General features: G+C 63.6%; 18 protein-coding genes. All 18 read left to right on the top strand.

Annotated features, from left to right (window positions below):
• The first annotated feature begins 3 nt into the window (after positions 1–3).
• On the top strand, positions 4–1,329 hold the full coding sequence (locus MOQ67_RS17285; protein WP_017845588.1) for a PAS domain-containing sensor histidine kinase: 1,326 nt from the start codon (positions 4–6) through the stop codon (positions 1,327–1,329).
• A gap of 190 nt (positions 1,330–1,519) precedes the next feature.
• Positions 1,520–2,575, top strand: a complete 1,056-nt coding sequence (locus MOQ67_RS17280) for a HoxN/HupN/NixA family nickel/cobalt transporter (RefSeq protein ID WP_017845589.1) — start codon at positions 1,520–1,522, stop codon at positions 2,573–2,575.
• A gap of 435 nt (positions 2,576–3,010) precedes the next feature.
• Complete coding sequence (locus MOQ67_RS17275; protein WP_017845590.1) at positions 3,011–4,111, top strand: hydrogenase small subunit; 1,101 nt, start codon at positions 3,011–3,013, stop codon at positions 4,109–4,111.
• Positions 4,112–4,117: 6 nt separating this feature from the next.
• The gene (locus MOQ67_RS17270; RefSeq protein WP_017845591.1) at positions 4,118–5,974 is read left to right on the top strand and encodes a nickel-dependent hydrogenase large subunit; all 1,857 of its coding nucleotides are present in this window, start codon (positions 4,118–4,120) and stop codon (positions 5,972–5,974) included.
• A gap of 61 nt (positions 5,975–6,035) precedes the next feature.
• On the top strand, positions 6,036–6,719 hold the full coding sequence (cybH, locus tag MOQ67_RS17265; protein ID WP_017845592.1) for a Ni/Fe-hydrogenase, b-type cytochrome subunit: 684 nt from the start codon (positions 6,036–6,038) through the stop codon (positions 6,717–6,719).
• A 20-nt stretch (positions 6,720–6,739) separates the two neighbouring features.
• A complete protein-coding gene (locus MOQ67_RS17260; protein WP_026139853.1) occupies positions 6,740–7,375 on the top strand; it encodes a HyaD/HybD family hydrogenase maturation endopeptidase in 636 nt (211 codons plus the stop codon).
• Between the two features lies 1 nt (position 7,376).
• Complete coding sequence (locus tag MOQ67_RS17255) at positions 7,377–7,751, top strand: HypC/HybG/HupF family hydrogenase formation chaperone (RefSeq protein WP_017845594.1); 375 nt, start codon at positions 7,377–7,379, stop codon at positions 7,749–7,751.
• Complete coding sequence (locus MOQ67_RS17250) at positions 7,748–8,230, top strand: hydrogenase (RefSeq protein WP_017845595.1); 483 nt, start codon at positions 7,748–7,750, stop codon at positions 8,228–8,230. The genes MOQ67_RS17255 and MOQ67_RS17250 overlap by 4 nt, the downstream gene beginning before the upstream one ends.
• Positions 8,227–9,120 carry a hydrogenase expression/formation protein gene (locus MOQ67_RS17245; RefSeq protein ID WP_052743351.1) on the top strand — a complete coding sequence of 298 codons (894 nt, stop codon included), beginning with the start codon at positions 8,227–8,229 and terminating at the stop codon, positions 9,118–9,120. The genes MOQ67_RS17250 and MOQ67_RS17245 overlap by 4 nt, the downstream gene beginning before the upstream one ends.
• A 7-nt stretch (positions 9,121–9,127) precedes the next feature.
• The gene (locus MOQ67_RS17240) at positions 9,128–9,358 is read left to right on the top strand and encodes a rubredoxin (protein WP_017845597.1); all 231 of its coding nucleotides are present in this window, start codon (positions 9,128–9,130) and stop codon (positions 9,356–9,358) included.
• Positions 9,345–9,848, top strand: coding sequence for a [NiFe]-hydrogenase assembly chaperone HybE (gene hybE, locus MOQ67_RS17235; protein WP_198717109.1), 504 nt, complete (start codon positions 9,345–9,347; stop codon positions 9,846–9,848). Before MOQ67_RS17240 ends, hybE begins: the two co-directional genes overlap by 14 nt.
• The gene (locus MOQ67_RS17230) at positions 9,845–10,927 is read left to right on the top strand and encodes a HoxV (protein ID WP_198717108.1); all 1,083 of its coding nucleotides are present in this window, start codon (positions 9,845–9,847) and stop codon (positions 10,925–10,927) included. The genes hybE and MOQ67_RS17230 overlap by 4 nt, the downstream gene beginning before the upstream one ends.
• Positions 10,920–11,267: a hydrogenase maturation nickel metallochaperone HypA/HybF gene (locus MOQ67_RS17225; protein WP_017845600.1), complete on the top strand. Its 348-nt coding sequence runs from the start codon at positions 10,920–10,922 to the stop codon at positions 11,265–11,267. Before MOQ67_RS17230 ends, MOQ67_RS17225 begins: the two co-directional genes overlap by 8 nt.
• Positions 11,268–11,290: 23 nt before the next feature.
• On the top strand, positions 11,291–12,304 hold the full coding sequence (hypB, locus tag MOQ67_RS17220) for a hydrogenase nickel incorporation protein HypB (protein ID WP_046484087.1): 1,014 nt from the start codon (positions 11,291–11,293) through the stop codon (positions 12,302–12,304).
• The gene (locus MOQ67_RS17215) at positions 12,297–13,460 is read left to right on the top strand and encodes a Kae1-like domain-containing protein (protein ID WP_198717107.1); all 1,164 of its coding nucleotides are present in this window, start codon (positions 12,297–12,299) and stop codon (positions 13,458–13,460) included. The genes hypB and MOQ67_RS17215 overlap by 8 nt, the downstream gene beginning before the upstream one ends.
• Entirely contained in the window at positions 13,451–13,684 is a 234-nt protein-coding gene (locus MOQ67_RS17210) for a HypC/HybG/HupF family hydrogenase formation chaperone (RefSeq protein WP_046383288.1), read from the top strand. The genes MOQ67_RS17215 and MOQ67_RS17210 overlap by 10 nt, the downstream gene beginning before the upstream one ends.
• Complete coding sequence (gene hypD, locus MOQ67_RS17205) at positions 13,681–14,817, top strand: hydrogenase formation protein HypD (protein ID WP_198717106.1); 1,137 nt, start codon at positions 13,681–13,683, stop codon at positions 14,815–14,817. The genes MOQ67_RS17210 and hypD overlap by 4 nt, the downstream gene beginning before the upstream one ends.
• Complete coding sequence (gene hypE / locus MOQ67_RS17200; RefSeq protein ID WP_108524028.1) at positions 14,814–15,881, top strand: hydrogenase expression/formation protein HypE; 1,068 nt, start codon at positions 14,814–14,816, stop codon at positions 15,879–15,881. The genes hypD and hypE overlap by 4 nt, the downstream gene beginning before the upstream one ends.
• The last annotated feature ends 96 nt before the right edge of the window (positions 15,882–15,977 follow it).

The raw sequence follows: 15,977 nt of genomic DNA, 5'->3' as shown, positions 1-15,977 counted from the left end.
ACCATGGCCCGTAAACCGCCACCCGGCAGCCTCGACGAAGACGCCTGGATCGAAGTCATCGCGAGGATGGACGAGGTCTATTCCAAGCTGGTGCAAGACGAAATCGCCCTGGAAGAGAAGAACGTCGAACTGGAGCAGTCGCAGCAGTTCATCGCCGGGTTGCTGTCGTCGATGTCCGACGTGTTGCTGGCCTGCGACCCGCAAGGGCGCATCGAGGAGAGCAACAGCGCGCTGCGCACGCTGGTCGGCCGTGATGAACAGTCATTGTCCGGCAGCCCGGCCTATGTCTTGTTGGCCGACCCCCACAGTGAAACCCAGTTGCGCCAGACCCTCGCCAGCCTGCGCCATCCCAACGCCAGCGCCTCGCTGGAGGTCAACTTCAAGGATGTCAACGGCGCGCCGGTGCCCGTGGACGTCAGTTGCACCGTGCGCAGCACGGGCAATGGACGCTTTATCGGGCACGTGCTGGTGGGGCGACCGCTGGGCGAACTCCAGCACGCGTATCGCCAACTGCACGAGGCCCACGAGGCGCTCAAGCGCACTCAACAGCAACTGTTGCACGCGGAAAAAATGGCCTCGCTAGGGCGCCTGGTGGCTGGTGTCGCTCACGAACTGAACAACCCCATCAGCTTCGTGCTGGCCAACGCGCATGTGCTCGACAGCTATGGCAAACGCCTGCAGCAGTACCTGCAAGCGGTCCACGGCGGCGAGTCGCACGCCAGTCTTCAAGCCTTGCGCCAACAGCTACGCATCGATCCGCTGCTGAGCGATTTGCCGTCGTTGATCGAGGGCAGCATGGAAGGCGCGCAACGCACCGCCGACATCGTCAGCGCCCTGAAGCGCTTCTCGGCGGTGGATCGTGAAGCACTGGGCGAGGTCGACCTCAATGACGTCATCGAGCGCGCCATCCACTGGGTCTGCCGTGGCGTCGCGCCCGATCTGCAGGTGCATTGGCAGGCCGTTGACACACCGCCGGTGCGCGGCAATGCCGGGCAACTGCTGCAAGTGCTGATGAACCTGATGCAGAACGCCTACGATGCGGCGCAAGCGGCCAACCAGGCCTTGCCGACAGTCTGGATCGAGGTGACCCAGGAGCCGGGCTGGGTCACCCTGCGTTTACGCGACAACGGTGCGGGCATCGCAGAGAAACACCTGAGCCAGGTGTTCGACCCGTTCTTCAGCACCAAGTCCGTGGGCAAAGGCACGGGCCTGGGCCTGTCGATCAGCTACGGCATCATCGAACGCTGTGGCGGTCGGATGGTGGCCGCCAATCACCCCGAGGGCGGTGCGCAGTTCACCGTGACGCTGCCCGAAGCCGGGCCCGCCTGAGCCGATAATCCGGCAGCGGCGCTGGAAGCTCATTGTCCAGTTACCGGCTCGGCTGGACAGTCATTGTCCAGCCGCCATGTTCTGCGAGCGCCCGACCACGCCTGAATGGCACTCGGCACGCAAACTGGCACAGGGTTTGTATGAGGTTTTTTCGTTTCTTCATACTTGAACCCATCTTTCTGGAGTTCGCATGCCCTTGCATCCTGTTTCACCGACTCGTGCGCCTTTGACGTTCAAACATCGCGTCCTGGCCATTTTCGCCGGCCTGGTCGCTGCCAACCTGCTGGCCTGGGCCTGGGCTTTCACGGCCTTCCATGACTATCCGCTGTTGCTCGGCACCGCCTTTCTGGCCTACAGCTTCGGCCTGCGCCATGCCGTGGATGCCGATCACATCGCCGCCATCGACAACGCCACCCGCAAGCTGATCCAGGAAGGCCGGCAGACCGCGAGTGTCGGCCTGTTTTTCTCGCTCGGGCACAGCACCGTGGTGATCCTGGCTTCGCTCGGCATCGCACTGACGGCCACGGCGTTCAAAAGCGAAATCGAAGCCTTTCACGGCCTCGGCGGGCTGATTGGCACCTCGGTGTCTGCCGCCTTCCTGTTGCTGGTGGCGTTGATCAACCTGCTCATCCTGCGCTCGGTGTACCAGGCGTTTGGCCGCGTGCGGCGCGGCGAACGGATCGGCGAGCAAGAAATGAACGCGATACTCACCGGCGGTGGCCCCATCGCCCGACTGTTGCGCCCGCTGTTCCGCCTGATCAGCCGTCCCTGGCACCTGTATCCGCTGGGCCTGCTGTTCGGCCTGGGGTTTGATACCGCCACGGAAATCGGCCTGCTGGGGATCGCTGCGGTGCAAGCCTCGCAGAGCCTGCCGATCTGGTCGATTCTGGTGTTCCCGGCGCTCTTCACGGCCGGCATGGCGCTGGTCGACACCGCCGATAGCGTGATGATGACCGGTGCTTACCACTGGGCACTGGTCAACCCGGCACGCAAGCTCTATTACAACCTGACCATCACGTCCATGTCGGTGTTGGTGGCATTGCTGGTGGGCGGGGTGGAAGTGCTCGGGCTGGTCGCGGCGCGCTGGGATCTGCACGGCGGTGTGTGGGATTTCATCACTGCGCTGACCGACAACTTCGGCATGATCGGCTACCTGATCGTCGGGATATTCATCCTGACCTGGGCCGTTTCCGTGTTGTTCTACCGCTTCAAGGGCTACGACCGCCTGGACGCGACGCCCGCCTGAGCCTTCTCTTCCTTTCAGCGCCTGGCGAGGTTCTCTCGCCAGCCACTTGCCAAGCCGGACATATGGTTTCCAGGCTGCATAAATAGTGGAAACAAACATTCCAGTTGAGGTTTGTTACAAGGTGTCTCAATGCGCTCGGTAAAAAAGTAAAAGTCCTTTAAAAACAGATAGATAAATTAATTAGTAAGCAATTTATCTACGCCGCGGCGAAATGGCACAGGTCTTGTACTTACCAGATAACTGAACGTCATGGGTTACCCGCATGTTTCCAGCAGCCGTCGCAATCATGCCCAGGCTGCAGCCTCAACACCCCATAGAACTGATGGCCTTTGTAGCCGACGGCATGGCGCCCGACTCACCTGGTCGGGCACAGATTTCCAACACACCGAGTGCAGCCCCCGTTGAAGCACCTTCTCGGGGAGGAGAAATAAAGTAATGGAAACGTTTTACGAGGTGATGCGCAGACAAGGCATCTCGCGCCGCAGCTTTCTCAAGTTTTGTTCCTTGACCGCAACGTCGCTGGGGCTGGGCCCGGCATTCATGCCCAAAATCGCCTGGGCCATGGAGAACAAGCCACGCACGCCAGTCCTCTGGCTGCACGGCCTGGAATGCACCTGTTGCTCGGAGTCATTCATCCGCTCCGCGCATCCGCTGGCCAAGGACGTGGTGCTGTCGATGATCTCCCTGGATTACGACGACACCTTGATGGCCGCCGCCGGGCATCAGGCCGAGGCAATCCTTGACGAGGTCATGACCAAGTACAAGGGCAACTACATCCTGGCCGTCGAAGGCAACCCGCCACTGAACCAGGACGGTATGAGTTGCATCATTGGCGGCAAGCCCTTCGTCGAGCAGTTGAAGCGCGTTTCACGCGATGCCAAGGCGATCATTTCCTGGGGCTCCTGCGCCAGTTGGGGCTGCGTACAGGCTGCCAAGCCGAACCCGACCCAGGCCGTGCCGATTCACAAGGTCATCACCGACAAACCGATCATCAAAGTGCCGGGCTGCCCGCCGATCGCCGAAGTCATGACCGGGGTGATCACCTACATGCTGACTTTCGACCGCATTCCTGAGCTGGACCGTCAGGGCCGGCCGAAAATGTTCTACAGCCAGCGCATTCACGACAAGTGCTACCGCCGTCCGAACTTCGACGCCGGTCAGTTCGTCGAGTCCTGGGACGACGACGCGGCGCGCAAGGGCTACTGCCTTTACAAAGTCGGCTGCAAAGGCCCGACCACCTACAACGCCTGCTCGACCGTGCGTTGGAATGGCGGCACCAGCTTCCCGATTCAGTCCGGCCACGGCTGCATCGGTTGTTCGGAGGAGGGGTTCTGGGACAAGGGCTCGTTCTATCAACACCTGAGCGGAATCAACCAGTTTGGCGTTGAAGCGAACGCGGACGAAATCGGCCTGGTTGCCGGCGTCACCGTCGGCGCAGCGATCACTGCCCATGCCGCCGTCACCGCCCTCAAACGCGCCAGCAACGGCAAAGCGCCCACTACCTCGCCCGACGCCCCAGCGACAAGACAGGAATAAGCACCAATGAGCACCTATTCGACTCAGGGTTTCGACCTCAACAACACAGGCCGACGTATCGTTGTCGACCCTGTGACCCGTATCGAAGGCCACATGCGCGTCGAGGTCAACCTCGATGCCAACAACGTTATCCGCAACGCCGTTTCCACCGGCACCATGTGGCGCGGCCTCGAAGTCATCCTCAAGGGCCGCGACCCACGTGACGCCTGGGCATTCGTGGAGCGCATCTGCGGCGTCTGCACCGGTTGCCACGCGCTGGCCTCGGTGCGCTCGGTAGAGGACGCGCTGGGCATTCGCATCCCGCCGAACGCGCACTTGATTCGCGAGATGATGGCCAAGACCCTGCAAGTCCATGACCACGCCGTGCATTTCTACCACCTGCATGCACTGGACTGGGTGGACGTGGTGTCTGCGCTCAAGGCAGACCCCAAGCGCACCTCGGAATTGCAGCAGACCGTTTCGCCGGCTCACCCGTTGTCTTCGCCGGGTTATTTCCGCGACGTGCAAAACCGTCTGAAGAAGTTCGTCGAAAGCGGTCAGCTCGGGCCGTTCATGAATGGTTACTGGGGCAACCCGGCTTACCAACTGCCGCCTGAAGCCAACCTGATGGCCGTGACCCATTACCTTGAAGCCCTCGACCTGCAGAAAGAGTGGGTGAAGATCCATACCATCTTCGGTGGCAAGAACCCGCACCCCAACTACCTGGTCGGCGGCGTGCCCTGCGCGATCAATATCGATGGCGACCTGGCCGCCGGTGCGCCGTTGAATATGGAACGCCTGAACTTCGTGCGGGCGCGCATCGACGAAGCGCTGACCTTCTGCCGCAACGTGTATGTGCCGGACGTGCTGGCCATTGGCACTATCTACAAGCAAAAAGGCTGGCTGCACGGCGGTGGTCTGTCGGCGACCAACGTGATGGATTACGGCACCTACGCCAAGGTCAATTACGACGACAGCACCAACCAATTGCCGGGCGGGGCGATCCTCAACGGCAACTGGGACGAAATCCTGCCTGTCGACGCCCGCGACCCCGAGCAAGTGCAAGAGTTCGTGACCCACTCCTGGTACAACTACCCGGACAACGACAAGGGCCTGCACCCGTGGGACGGCATCACCGAGCCGAACTACGAGCTGGGCGCCAAGACCAAGGGCACCCGCACCAACATCGAAGAAGTCGACGAAAGCGCCAAATATTCGTGGGTCAAATCGCCGCGCTGGCGCGGCCATGCCATGGAAGTCGGGCCGTTGGCGCGTTACATCCTGGGCTATGCCCATGCCCTCAAAGGCAACCCGCATTGCCAGCGGGTCAAGGAACAACTGGAAGGTTCGCTGCGAGCCGTCAACCTCGACTTGCCAAAAGCCCTGGGCCTGGCGGAAACCAACCTCAGCGCCAAGCAACTGTTGCCCAGCACGATCGGCCGAACGCTGACCCGCGCCCTGGAAGCCGAGTACTGCGCAGAAATGATGGTCGACGACTGGAACGAGTTGATGACCAACATCCGCAACGGCGACCGTGCCACCGCCAACGTCGAAAAATGGGACCCGTCCACCTGGCCTGCCGAGGCCAAAGGGGTCGGCATCGTTGCCGCGCCACGCGGCGCACTCGGCCACTGGATCCGGATCAAGAACGGCAAGATCGAGAACTACCAGTGCGTCGTGCCCAGCACCTGGAACGGCAGCCCGCGTGACGCCAAGGGCCAGATCGGTGCTTTCGAGGCCGCGCTGATGAACACGCCGGTGGCCGTCCCCGATCAGCCCGTGGAAATCCTGCGCACGCTGCATTCCTTCGACCCTTGCATGGCCTGCGCCACCCACGTGATGAGCGAGGACGGCGCGGAGCTGAGCACAGTCAAGGTCAGTTGATCGATTGTTCAACGCTGCATTCGGCAGGCGCCACGGCGCCTGCCCATCCAAAGGTGACGCTATGACCCAACCTACTCAAAGCCCCCTCGACGCGTCGGAATATGTGTACGAGGCCCCCGTGCGCCTGTGGCACTGGATCAATGCCGCCTGCATTGTGGTGCTGGCCATCACCGGCTACCTGATCGGTTCGCCGCTGGCGACCCAACCGGGCGAAGCCAGCGACCATTTCGTGATGGGCTACATCCGCTTTGCGCATTTCAGCGCGGCGTACATTTTCACCATCGCCATGATCGGGCGCGCCTATTGGGCGCTGGTGGGCAATCACCACGCCCGCGAACTGTTCTCGGTGCCGCTGACCAGCAAGGTCTACTGGGCCGACATGCTCGCTTGGGTGCGCTACTACCTGTTCATCGGGCCGACGCCAAAACCGATGTTCGGCCACAACCCGCTGTCGCGTTTCGCGATGTTTTTCATCTTCTTGCTGTCCTCGCTGTTCATGATCCTGACCGGCTTCGCGCTGTATGGCGAAGGCGCGCAAATGGGCTCCTGGCAGGAACGCACCTTCGGTTGGGTACTGCCGCTGCTGGGGCAATCCAACAATGTGCATGTCCTGCATCACTTGGGCATGTGGGTGATTGTGCTATTCGTCATGTTCCACATCTATGCCGCCGTGCGCGAAGAAATCAACGGGCGCCTGAGCTTGGTCGGGGCAATGATTTCCGGCTACAAGACCTTTAAAAAATGACCACATTGGTAGAAACCGCCATGAGTCCTCTCCAACCGACACTGCCGCAGATCACTGTGCTGGGTATCGGCAATCTCCTGTGGGCCGACGAAGGCTTCGGCGTTCGTTGCGTCGAAGCCTTGCAACAGCGTTATGAGTTCGCCGACAACGTGGCGCTGATCGATGGCGGCACGCAAGGCCTGTACTTGATCCAGCATGTTCAGCAAGCCGATTACCTGCTGATTTTCGACGCCGTGGATTACAACCTCGCGCCTGGCGAACTGAAGTTCATCGCCGACGACGATGTCCCCAAATTCCTCGGCATCAAAAAGCTCAGCCTGCACCAGACCGGCTTTCAGGAGGTGCTGATGCTCGCGCAACTGACCGGCCATTACCCGACACGCGTGCTGTTGATCGGTTGCCAGCCGGAAAACATGATGGACTACGGCGGCAGCCTGCGCCCCAGCGTCAGGGCCGCCATGGAAGGTGCGCTGGATGAGGCGCTGCGTGTGCTCGAAAGTTGGGGCGCGGCACCGCACAAGCGCGCCTCGCCACTCGCGGGTGAAGAGGCGGTGACCCTGCCGCACCTCGAACTGCAACGCTACGAAAACGAACGCCCGTCCGAACAGCAAGCCTGCCGGATCGGCGACGAACGCATCCTCGCCAGGCGCGCCTGATATGTGCATCGGATTGCCCATGCAAGTGATCGCGGCCGAGTTGGGCTTCGCCCGCTGCCGCGACCGCCACGGCGAAGAGCGCCGTATCGACCTGTCACTGGTCGGCCCGTGTGCGGTCGGCGACTGGCTGTTGATCTTTCTCGACGCCGCCCGTGAACGCCTCGACGCCCAACGCGCCAGCGAAATCGACTCCACCCTGCGCCTGCTCGAAGCGGCCCTGTTCGGCACGGCCCCGCAGCCCGACAGCGTGCCGGGTTTCAGCCTGCCCTCGGCCATGAACGCCGAGCAACTGGCAGCCTTGTTGGGCCACGCGTCGCCACCCCTTGCGCCTGCCGCGCTCACCCCACCTCAACCGTCAGTCAAGGACCCCACATGAGCGACTCCGCTGTTTTCATGGCGCCCATTCCCGTGACACCCGCCATCCCGGCCTTGATCAGCCGGCTGGTGGAGCAATTCGACGCGACCTGGATCGACGCCGACAACCTCGATGCCTGGCTTGCCGAAGGGGGCGACTGCCTGTTGCTGCTGTGCGGTGACCCGGTACGCCATCCCGAATGCCTGGACGTGGCCGTGGTGTTGCCGGAACTGCGCGTGGAAATCGCGCGCCGCCACCAATTGAGCCTGCGCCTGGGCGTGGTCGGTCGCGCCGATGAAGAAGCCATCGCCGCGCGCTTTGCCGTGCGCCGCTGGCCGTCGCTGGTGTGGCTGCGCGATGCGGGTTACGTCAGCACCTTCAGCGGCATGCTCGACTGGGACGAATACCTGCGCCTGGCGGAAGCTGCCGTGAGCCAAAGCAACGCGCGCATTCCATTGCTTGCCGGTGCCCCGGTCAGCGCCCCCGGAGGTTGCCAATGAACCACGATGCCAATCACCGCGATGCACAAAGCCACGCCGTGGAGTTCGATCCGCTGAACTACATCCCCGTGGTGGATATCGGCCCCGGCTCGCAACCCGACGATGAGGACGTGCTCGAATACATCAGCATGCCTCAGGGCATGTATACCCATAGCATTCCGGTGCTGCCCGAACCTGAAGAGCTTGCGGCGCTGCCCGGTGCGCGGCACGCGTTGCAAGCGTTGCTGCAATGCCTGCGCGACTGCAATAACGGCCTGACCACGCAAAGCGTCGACCTCAGTGGCCTGGAAACAGGCGACCGCAAGCTGCTCGACCAATTGCTGGGCGAAGGCGAGGTCAGCGCGATCATTGCCGCGCAGCCGTCGTTGCGTATCCAGGAATCGATTTTCGCCGGCGTATGGCGCATCTACGGCCAGGGCTACGATCACGTCGAAGTGGGCGCCGCGCCTTCGCAACTGCGCGGCAATGCCCGCGCGGCGGCCCGACCGGCGGATTTCGACTTGTCGTCAGCGTTGCCGCTTGGCGTCATGAACGCCCCGGCGATCCTGACCGAGGTACAAGACCGCAGCCAACACTGGCAACCCGGCGATCAGGTGCATGTCATCAACCTGACCTTGCTGCCGTTGTCCGAACAGGACATCGCCTTCCTCGACGCCTACTTGCCCGCCGGCCCGGTGCGCGCCTTGGCCCGTGGCTATGGCAATTGCCTGATCAGCGCGACCCGGATACAGAACTGCTGGCGCATCACGTACTTCAACTCACAGGATGCGCAAATCCTCGACACCATCGAAATCACCGACCTGCCGGAAGTGATCTGCGCCGCCCCCGAAGACCTGGCCGACTCACTGGAGCGCTTCGAAGACGTTATCCAGTGGTTTGAAGGGCAGTGAGGTCACGATGAACGAAAAAACCGGCTTCGAAGGCAGCTACGGCGGCGACAACGCGCGGATCAGCGACGCCACCCGCCTGGAATGCAAAATCTGCTGGTGGGTGTATGACCCGCGGGACGGCGACCCGGTCTGGCAGATTGAGCCGGGTACGCCGTTCTCCGCATTGCCGGAACATTGGCGTTGCCCGAATTGCGATGGCGATGCCGAGCAGTTCATGGTGATCGATGAACCTGTCTGAGCGCCAAGACGGCCCGGCGCAACAGGCACAAACCCTGTGCGCGCACTTCCAGGGCATCGCCGAGACACGCATGCGCGGGTTGCCGTTTCTCAATCAACAACTGGTGGTCGAGGCGGTGGGTTTCAGCGCGCAAATCGCCGGGGAAAACGCGGCAACCGGGGTGCTGGGTGTTCTGATCACCCCTTGGTTCATGAACCTGATCTGGCTGCCGGAGAACCGCGACACACTCCTGGCCCAGGGGGCGTCAGGCGAACATCAATTTGGCGGGCAGTGCCTGACCTTCATTGGCGCAGACGGTGAAGGCATCGGTGGCTACGAGAGCTGTTCGCTGTTTTCACCGATGTTTGAATTCGCCGATCAGGACGCGGCCCGGCAAACCGCCGAGCAGGTGCTGGCGCTGTTGCGGGACGCGCCCGAACGCGCACCGGAACGCCCGGCCATCAGCCGCCGTGGCTTGCTGTTCGGACGCGTGTCCGGGGGGGCGCAATGATCGCCATGGCAGGCTTGGCACGGCTCGGCGGCTCATTGCGGGTGCGTCCCGGCCAGCAGCCCGCCATTGTCGGCGGGCGTCCGGCGCTGGCCGCCACCTTGTTGCGCGGCCAGCCGCCACAGACCGCCGCGCACCACTTGCCGTTGCTCTATAGCCTGTGCGGGCAAGCGCACCGCTTGACCGCAGCGTTGGCCGTCGACACCGCACTGCATGGCGAAACCCCCATCGACCCCAACACCCAGCGCATGCTGGAGGCCGAAACCCGCCGCGAGCATGTGCGGCGTATGCTGCTCGAATGGCCGCGGTTGCTGGGTAACCCGTCGGTGCGCCCCGATCTCAGCCTACTGCATGCCTGGGAACACGCCCCGCAACAGGCGATGGCCGCCTGGTTGGGCGAGTCGGTGGCGCAATGGCTTGAACGATGGGACGCCGAGCCGTTCAGCGCGCTCGATGAGTGGAGCCAGCGCAGCGATCATTGGCTGGCGCACGCCCTGGCCGATTGCCGCGAGGATGCCCACGCCTTGCAACTGCCGGTGCATGCCCTGTCACTGGCCGGCAACACCCAAGCGCTGCAGGTGGTGGCCGCCCAACTGCGAGAGGCCAGCGATTTTGCGTTGCATCCGGTGGCCTTCGGGCTACCCTGTGAGACGGGCAGTTGGACCCGCGCGCGTGAGGCCGACCCCCAACGCTACGCCAGCGTCTGGCTGCGTCTGGGCGCGCGCCTCGCCGAACTGGCGCGGCTCTCGCTGCCACAGCCCGCTGGCTTGGCACTCGGCGCATTGGCGCTGGGGCCCGACGAGGCGTTGGCCTGGAGCGAAACGTCGCGCGGCCTGTTGTTGCACCGGGTCTGTCTGGAGCGAATGAATGCCGGTGTGTTGATCCGCGACTATCAGGTCATCGCGCCGACCGAATGGAACCTTCATCCCCACGGCGCGCTGGCCCAGGGTTTGGCGACGATGTCAGCCGGCGATCCGGCCACGCGACGTCGCGCTGAGCTGTTGATCGCGGCTTTCGACCCGTGCATCGGCTTCACCCTTGAGCTTGAAGCCGTACCGAGCGAGGACATTATTCATGCATGAAGTGAGTCTGGCGGGCGGCATTCTCAGCGCCGTCGAGGCGGCGGCCAGGCGCGATCCGTTCGTGCGGGTCAGCCGCCTGCGCCTGGAGGCCGGTACGCTGGCCGGCGTTGAAATCGAGGCGCTGCGTTTCGCCCTTGAAGCACTGGCACCCGGCACCTTGCTGGCCGGTGCGCAAATCGATATTGAACAACCGCCGGGCCAGGCCTGGTGCCTGGATTGCGCCATCAGCGTGCCGCTGATCGAGCGCGGCGCCGGCTGCCCGCAATGCGGCGGCTTTTGGCTGCAACCCACCGGCGGGACTGAATTGCGCATCCTCGACCTGCAGGTCGAGGATCATTAATCGTTTGATTTTGGAGGTACACCATGTGCGTCGTCTGCGGTTGCGGAACCGGGCATTCACACGACAAGACCGAAGCTCCGGCCACCGATAGCGATGTGCAGGTCGACGCTACCGGCGACCTGCATTACGGCGCGGGTCAGGCGCGGGTTTCAGTGCCCGGCATGAGCCAGGCCCGCACCATCCGCCTGGAGCAAGACATCCTCGGCGAAAACGACCGGCACGCCGCGCGTAACCGGGAAAACTTCACCGCCCACGGCGTACTGGCCCTCAATCTGGTGTCCAGCCCCGGTTCCGGCAAGACCACCCTGTTGTGCAGCACCCTCATGGCCCTGCGCCAACGCCGCGCCGACTTGCCGCTGGCGGTGATCGAGGGCGATCAGCAAACCCGTCACGACGCCGAGCGCATCCGCGAAACCGGCGTACCCGCGATCCAGATCAACACCGGCAAAGGCTGCCACCTCGATGCCCGGATGATCACCGAAGCCTACAGCCGCCTGCCGCTGCACGACGCGCTGCACGCGGCCGGTCACACGCATCAGCCGTTTGTGCATAGCCACGTTGATCAGCAGCCGCACGCCCACGTACAGACTCAACAGCATCAACACAGCCATCACGCCCATGACGGCGGTGAGCCGGCCGGCATGCTGTTCATCGAGAACGTCGGCAATCTGGTCTGCCCCGCGCTCTGGGATCTGGGCGAGGCGGGCAAAGTGGCGATCCTGTCGGTGACCGAGGGCGAAGACAAACCCCTCAAGTACCCGGACATGTTCGCCGCAGCGCGCCTGATGATCCTCAACAAGATCGACCTGTTGCCGCACCTGGATTTCGACGTGCAGCGCTGCCTGGACTATGCGCGACAGGTCAACCCGCAGATCCAGATCATCCAGCTCAGCGCCCGCGACGGCACCGGGCTGGATGCCTGGCTCGACTGGTTGCTGGCCGGCGCCCCCGAGGTTGACCGACGCGCCGCGCGCATCGCCGAACTGGAAGCTGAACTGGCCCGCCTCAAAGCTCAGGTGGAGGCCCCGCATGCGTAGCGAAAAACTGCCTGGCGCGCAGGTCTGGCCGCCGGTGCTGGCTTGTGGCGCGTGGCTGAAGAACACCGCCTGCCTGTTGCAGGGCGATCAGGTGCTGTGGTCGCCACTCCACGGTGACTTGGGCGACCCGCAAAGCTGCCTGGACCTGGCGGCGTCGTTGGACGCTCTGTTGGCGTGCGCTGAAGTCACGCCGCAAGCCATCGCCCATGACTTGCACCCGGATTTCTATAGCTCGCAACTGGCGGTGACGCTGGCGGAAAAACTCAACGTGCCCGCCGTAGCCGTGCAGCATCACCACGCGCACATTGCCGCGCTGATGGCCGAACATGGCCTCGACGGCCCGGTACTCGGTCTGGCGCTGGACGGCGTGGGCCTTGGCAGCGATGGCGCAGCCTGGGGCGGCGAGTTGCTCTGGGTGGCCAGCGATGCCTGGCGCCGACTCGGTTATCTATTGCCGCTGCCGCTGCCCGGTGGCGATGTGGCCGCCCGCGAACCCTGGCGCCTGGCCGCCGCGGCGCTGCACCTGCTGGGGCGCGACGATGAAATCCTCAGGCGGCTCGGGCCGCTGGTCGGCGAACAAAGCGCGAACACTGTCGCGCAGATGCTCGCGCGCAATCTCAACTGCCCGCCGAGCAGTGGCGCCGGCCGTTGGTTCGATGCCGCTGCGGGGATTCTCGGCATCAGCGTGCGTCAACAATTCGAGGCGGAGGCCGCCATTGCCCTGGAGCGTCTGGCCGCTGAATACCTGGCAACCCACGCCGAGCCTGCCATCGACGGCCTGTGGCACCTCCGCGCTGACGGCGTGCTCGATCTGCTCCCGCTGCTGACCCGCCTGTTCGAACTCGCCGACAGCGCACGCAGCGCAGAAGGCGCGGCGCTGTTTCACCTGACGCTGGCCGCCGCTCTCGCCGACTGGATCGAGCACCAATCCACCACGCTGCCGGTGCTGCTCGGGGGCGGATGCTTCGCCAATCGCCTGCTCAGTGCCCGGCTCACGCAACGATTGAGCGCCAGGGGCTTGCCGGTTTTCAGCGCGCAGGCTGTGTCTTGCGGCGATGCCGGGCTGGCTCTGGGGCAAGCCTGGGTTGCCGCGCACTGGCGCGACCCGCAGCGCCAACCCGCTTTGCCATTGAAGGAATCCCAAGCATGTGCCTAGCCATTCCCGCACGCGTGATCGAATTGCGCGACGGCGATAACGCACTCGTCGACTTGGGCGGTATCCGCAAGGAAATCTCCCTGGCGCTGGTGCCGCAAGCCCAGGTCGACGACTACGTGATCGTCCACGTCGGTTACGCCCTCGGCCTGATCGACCCCGAAGAAGCCCAGCGGACCCTGGCCATGTTCGAAGAGCTGGACCGCCTGCAACCGGAAGCCCTATGAAGTACATCGATGAATACCGCGACGGCGAACTGGCACAACGCATTGCCGAGCGCATCCGCGACGAAGTCCGGCCGGAACGCCAATACCGCTTCATGGAATTCTGTGGCGGCCACACCCATGCGATATCGCGTTACGGCGTGAGCGATTTGCTGCCCGCCAATGTCCGCATGATCCACGGCCCCGGCTGCCCGGTGTGTGTCTTGCCGATTGGGCGTATCGACCTGGCGGTGAAGCTGGCGCTGGAGGACGGAGCGATCCTCTGCAGCTATGGCGATACCCTGCGCGTGCCGGCGTCCGGTGGCCTCTCGCTGTTGCGCGCCAAGGCACAAGGCGCGGATATCCGCATGATCTACTCGCCCAGTGATGCGCTGAAAATCGCCGAGGCCAACCCCAAGCGTGAAGTGGTGTTCCTGGCCATTGGCTTCGAAACCACCACGCCGCCGACCGCCCTGGTGATCCGCGACGCCGCCGCTCGCGGCCTGAAAAACTTCAGCGTGCTGTGCTGCCATGTCCTGACCCCGGCGGCCATCGAGCATATCCTTGCCGCCCCCGGGCAGGATCCGGCGGCGGTGGAACTGGACGGCTTCGTCGGCCCGGCGCATGTGAGCATCATCATTGGCTCCGAACCCTACGCCGAGTTCGCCCGCCGATACCGCAAGCCGGTGGTGATTGCCGGTTTCGAACCGCTGGACGTGATACAGGCGATTTTGATGCTGGTGCGCCAGGTCAACGACGGGCGCGCCGAGGTCGAAAACGAATTCGTCCGTGCCGTCGGCCGCAACGGCAACAGCGCCGCCCAGACCTTGATGGACGAGATCTTCGAACTGCGTGAGAGCTTCGAATGGCGCGGGCTTGGCGAGGTGCCGTTCAGCGCCTTGCGCATTCGCGCAGAGTTCGCCGCCTTCGATGCAGAAAAACGCTTCGACCTGCATTACCGCGCCGTGGCCGATAACAAAGCCTGCGAATGCGGGCCGATCCTGCGCGGCCAGAAAAAGCCCACCGACTGCCGCCTGTTCGGCAGCGTATGCACCCCGGAAAACCCCATGGGCTCGTGCATGGTCTCCAACGAAGGCGCCTGCGCCGCTCATTACGCCTACGGGCGCTATAAAGACATCGAGGTTGTTGCAGTATGACCGGCCGTTCCCCCGTAAAACGCGGTTATGTACGCCCCCTCAATTTTCGCGACGGCGTGGTCGATATGGGCCACGGTGCCGGCGGGCGCGCATCGGCGCAGTTGATCGAAGAGCTATTCGTCGCCGCCTTCGACAACCCGTGGTTGCGCCAGGGCAACGATGGCGCCGCCTTCAGCCCGGAACTCAAACCCGGAGAACGCATGGTCATGGCCACCGACGCACACGTGGTGTCGCCGCTGTTTTTCCCCGGTGGCGACATTGGCAGCTTGTCCGTGCATGGCACCCTCAACGACGTCGCCATGGGCGGCGCGCGGCCGCTTTATCTCTCAGCCAGCTTCATCATCGAGGAAGGCTTTGCCCTCGCTGACCTCAAGCGCATCGTTGAGTCGATGGGCCGCGCCTCCCGCGATGCCGGGGTGCCGATCATCACCGGCGACACCAAAGTCGTGGAACGCGGCAGTGGCGACGGCGTGTTCATCAGCACCACCGGCATCGGCATTATCCCCAACGGGGTCGACACGGGCGGGCATCGCGCACGCCCCGGTGATGCGATTTTGGTGTCCGGCAGCATCGGCGAACACGGTGTGGCGATCATGTCCAAGCGAGAAGGGCTGACGTTCGAGACCGAAATCCTGTCTGACAGTGCGGCGCTGCATGGCTTGGTGGCGCAGATGCTCGCGGTCGCTCCCGGCCTGCGCGTACTGCGCGACCCGACCCGAGGCGGTTTGGCGACCACGCTGAACGAAATTGCCGGGCAGTCCGGAGTCGGCATGCTGTTGGACGAAGCGGCGATTCCCGTGCAGCCGCAGGTTGAGGCCGCTTGCGAACTGTTGGGCCTGGACCCGCTGTACATCGCCAACGAGGGTAAGCTGATCGCAATCTGCGCCGAAGAAGACGCCCAGCCGCTGCTCGACTGTATGCGCCTCAACCCGTTGGGCGAACATGCGGTGCGTATCGGCACGGTCCTTGAAGACGCCCACGGTTTCGTGCAGATGCAGACCCGATTCGGCGGGCGCAGGGTGGTGGACTGGTTGTCGGGCGAACAACTGCCGAGAATCTGCTGAGGCCCTGAAGCCTTGAATCAGCAACCAACGGCGGCATCCTCCAGTTGCCGCCATGCGTTCCACAACCCTGCCAAGTCGGCAGGGGGTAAGGCTGAC

The sequence above is a fragment of the Pseudomonas sp. LY-1 genome, from assembly GCF_053502595.1.
The sequence above is the reverse complement of the archived record's forward strand: the minus strand, read 5'-3'. Positions and strand labels throughout refer to the sequence as shown.

Excerpts from the sequence above, each read along its gene's own strand:
- MOQ67_RS17285 (WP_017845588.1), top strand. The coding sequence starts at position 4 with ATGGCCCGTAAACCGCCACCCGGCAGCCTCGACGAAGACGCCTGGATC.
- MOQ67_RS17280 (WP_017845589.1), top strand. The coding sequence starts at position 1,520 with ATGCCCTTGCATCCTGTTTCACCGACTCGTGCGCCTTTGACGTTCAAA.
- MOQ67_RS17275 (WP_017845590.1), top strand. The coding sequence starts at position 3,011 with ATGGAAACGTTTTACGAGGTGATGCGCAGACAAGGCATCTCGCGCCGC.
- MOQ67_RS17270 (WP_017845591.1), top strand. The coding sequence starts at position 4,118 with ATGAGCACCTATTCGACTCAGGGTTTCGACCTCAACAACACAGGCCGA.
- cybH (WP_017845592.1), top strand. The coding sequence starts at position 6,036 with ATGACCCAACCTACTCAAAGCCCCCTCGACGCGTCGGAATATGTGTAC.
- MOQ67_RS17260 (WP_026139853.1), top strand. The coding sequence starts at position 6,740 with ATGAGTCCTCTCCAACCGACACTGCCGCAGATCACTGTGCTGGGTATC.
- MOQ67_RS17255 (WP_017845594.1), top strand. The coding sequence starts at position 7,377 with ATGTGCATCGGATTGCCCATGCAAGTGATCGCGGCCGAGTTGGGCTTC.
- MOQ67_RS17250 (WP_017845595.1), top strand. The coding sequence starts at position 7,748 with ATGAGCGACTCCGCTGTTTTCATGGCGCCCATTCCCGTGACACCCGCC.
- MOQ67_RS17245 (WP_052743351.1), top strand. The coding sequence starts at position 8,227 with ATGAACCACGATGCCAATCACCGCGATGCACAAAGCCACGCCGTGGAG.
- MOQ67_RS17240 (WP_017845597.1), top strand. The coding sequence starts at position 9,128 with ATGAACGAAAAAACCGGCTTCGAAGGCAGCTACGGCGGCGACAACGCG.
- hybE (WP_198717109.1), top strand. The coding sequence starts at position 9,345 with ATGAACCTGTCTGAGCGCCAAGACGGCCCGGCGCAACAGGCACAAACC.
- MOQ67_RS17230 (WP_198717108.1), top strand. The coding sequence starts at position 9,845 with ATGATCGCCATGGCAGGCTTGGCACGGCTCGGCGGCTCATTGCGGGTG.
- MOQ67_RS17225 (WP_017845600.1), top strand. The coding sequence starts at position 10,920 with ATGCATGAAGTGAGTCTGGCGGGCGGCATTCTCAGCGCCGTCGAGGCG.
- hypB (WP_046484087.1), top strand. The coding sequence starts at position 11,291 with ATGTGCGTCGTCTGCGGTTGCGGAACCGGGCATTCACACGACAAGACC.
- MOQ67_RS17215 (WP_198717107.1), top strand. The coding sequence starts at position 12,297 with ATGCGTAGCGAAAAACTGCCTGGCGCGCAGGTCTGGCCGCCGGTGCTG.
- MOQ67_RS17210 (WP_046383288.1), top strand. The coding sequence starts at position 13,451 with ATGTGCCTAGCCATTCCCGCACGCGTGATCGAATTGCGCGACGGCGAT.
- hypD (WP_198717106.1), top strand. The coding sequence starts at position 13,681 with ATGAAGTACATCGATGAATACCGCGACGGCGAACTGGCACAACGCATT.
- hypE (WP_108524028.1), top strand. The coding sequence starts at position 14,814 with ATGACCGGCCGTTCCCCCGTAAAACGCGGTTATGTACGCCCCCTCAAT.